The organism is uncultured Caballeronia sp. (genome assembly GCF_964243625.1).
Taxonomy (GTDB): Bacteria; Pseudomonadota; Gammaproteobacteria; order Burkholderiales; family Burkholderiaceae; genus Caballeronia.
In genome coordinates this window covers 1-2,581 of sequence record NZ_CAXTGZ010000764.1, presented here as the reverse complement: position 1 = coordinate 2,581, position 2,581 = coordinate 1, and the positions used below count along the sequence as shown (strand labels likewise).

The window sequence follows — 2,581 nt, the reverse complement described above, 5'->3', positions numbered from 1 at the left end:
GCCTGACGCCCTTGATGCGGGCGATATGGCCGGCGGCGCCAAGCTCACCGGTCAGTTGCTGACGTTTTCGCGCAGCAGCAATCTGGATCTAAAGGCCATAGACGTCATTTCGATGCTGCATGGCATGCGCGACATGCTGGCGTTATCGCTGGGAACGGGCATTCATTTCGGCACGCGTTTCAACGTGGACGAAGCCTGGACCGACGCAGATGCCAACCAGCTCGAACTCGCTGTGCTGAACCTAGGAATCAACGCGCGCGACGCGATGCCTGACGGCGGCCTGCTGACTATCACTGTGGACCGGCGCGCCTCGCCGGACAAAACCGTTCCGGCGGGGCAGTACGTGGTAATCGGCGTAAGCGACACTGGTACAGGCATTGCCCCGGAGCTGCTCTCACGCGTTTTCGATCCGTTCTTTACCACAAAGCCGGTGGGCAAGGGCACGGGCCTCGGCTTGAGCCAGGTCTACGGGATTGCGACGCAAGCCGGTGGCACGGCGCGGATTCACAGCGAAGAAGGCAAGGGCACGACCGTTGAACTATGGTTGCCTCTGCGCGAGCGGCATGTGGCCGAAGTCACCGTGCCCGAGCCATTCGAAGAGCGCTCGGACAGACATCAGCGGATCCTTGTCATTGAAGATGACGTCGATGTACGGACCTTCCTCGTCGACTGCCTGAAGATGCTCGGATATACCGTGACGGAAGCAGCACAGGGGCGCCTTGGACTCGATCGGCTGCACAGAGATAACCCTGACTTGCTGATGGTCGACTTCGCGATGCCCGGCATGAACGGGCTCGAAGTGATTTCCGAGGTAAAGCGCACGCACCCTCGATTGCCAGTAATTCTGGCGACGGGATACGCGGACGTAGATGTATCGAAGGAACGGTTGGACGGGTACGCGGTGCTCAGGAAGCCGTTTCAGATCGGCGATCTCGCGCGCACCGTGAAAGCGGCGTTGATGGCGGCGCCTGCCTGAAGATCTACAATAAGCAACCTCGACAGGGGCTTAGCGCCGTTGCGAGGTCACGTCCCAGTTGATGTCCACGCACAGCACTTCGATGCCGCGCGGCGTCGATGCAGCGATCGACGCCGTCACGCACAAGTGCGCTTCGTTAATCGAAAGATACGGCGCTGTTAGGTGAACACGATCAGGCGTGCGCAACGCTTCAATGAAATACGGTCGGCGCTCCCAGCTCGCGCCTTCCGAATGCAGCAGTGGCCTGAAACGTTTCGCGCGTTGCGAGGCCCGTGCGGCCGGCAAGATGTTGTCGCCGATCTGGCGGCCGGAGGCATCGAGTAGGAAGCAGCGTGCCGTTTCGTGGAGTTGGAGGAGGCCACGGGTTGCATCAGCGAGACCGGCGTCTTCCACCAAACGCGCCGCAGCACTCTCCAGTGCGCCTACGTAGGGCGCGAGCCGCGCCGATTGCGCCCGCTCACGCGCGGCCACGCGTTCACGCGATGCAGCCGACAACGCGTCCATCACGCCTTGTGCCGCTTGCGGCTTCACCGCTTCCACGCTCGGGCCCGCGAAGTACGCGCCCTGCACGAAATCGACGCCGCATTCCAGCGCGATGAGCGCGTCGCGTTCAGTGCTTAGGCCGCCCATCAAGACAAGCTGACCCGATTCATGCAGCAGCGAAACCAGTCCCGGCAATACCCGCTCGATATGCGAATGCTCGCTTGCCTGCTGCAGGATGCATCGGTCGAGCGTCACGATATCTGGCCGCAGATGCCACACGCGGTCAATATTCGAATGCTTTACGCCGAAGCCATCGAGCGCGATCAGAAAGCCCGACTTGCGCAATGAATCGATGATTTCCGCAAAACGCGTCGTCTCGCCGCCGGCTTGCTCGGGCACTTCCAGCACCACGCGCTGCGGCGGCAGCCCGACATTTTTCAGCGATGCGAGGAGCGCGTCGCCGTAACTCGTATCCATCAATGCAGCGGGGTGAAGGCTTAGAAAAAGCCATTCGTCGTTGCTGTCGAAGGAAAAGAAGTTGCCCAGATGCAGCGATTCGGCAAGACGTCCGAGTTCCAGCAGGTCGCCGCGCCGGGCTGCCTGCGTGAAGACCTCGTGCGATGGGACTTGCCGGCCGGAATCGTCCCGGGCTCTGAGCGATGCGTGATAACCGATTGCGCGTCGATGCGACACGGAGAACACGGGCTGGAAAACGCTGAAAACCGTGTACTCGCCGTACAGGACAGTGCGCCGCGTGCCGTCATCGTCCGCGACGGGACGAGGGGGCTGAAAGCGGGGAGGGTCGAGATCAACCATGCTCATGGTGGTTTTGGCAGGCGTTCGAACGCGGCTCGAGTGGGAGTAAACATCGGGAAAGAACTAGTTTACAGGATAGGGCCCCTCCCTGAGGAGCAAGAAATATGCGCATTTGCCGGACAATTGAGATATTCCCGCCGAAACCGCGCCCGGCTGGGGCAGGGCTGCGGTCCGGGTTTTCAAGGCAAGGAAGCGGTGAGGCTGCGTGCACTTTTGTAGTGCGGCGCGCACGGGGAGATGATTCGCGATGGCGCGTTGCTGGCAGTCATCAATGCCAGGCAACGTGCCTTGAGTGGTACATGACTA

The 2,581-nt window shown here is 61.2% G+C and carries 2 protein-coding genes; one reads left to right on the top strand and one right to left on the bottom strand.

The window, feature by feature from the left end:
* The coding region (locus ACFFAR_RS30550; protein ID WP_375509155.1) for an ATP-binding protein at window positions 1–976 on the top strand (976 nt) is incomplete at its 5' end.
* A 30-nt stretch (window positions 977–1,006) separates the two neighbouring features.
* On the opposite strand, the gene ACFFAR_RS30545 is transcribed toward ACFFAR_RS30550, so the two are convergent.
* Entirely contained in the window at window positions 1,007–2,281 is a 1,275-nt protein-coding gene (locus ACFFAR_RS30545) for an EAL domain-containing protein (protein WP_375509154.1), read from the bottom strand.
* Window positions 2,282–2,581 lie beyond the last annotated feature (300 nt).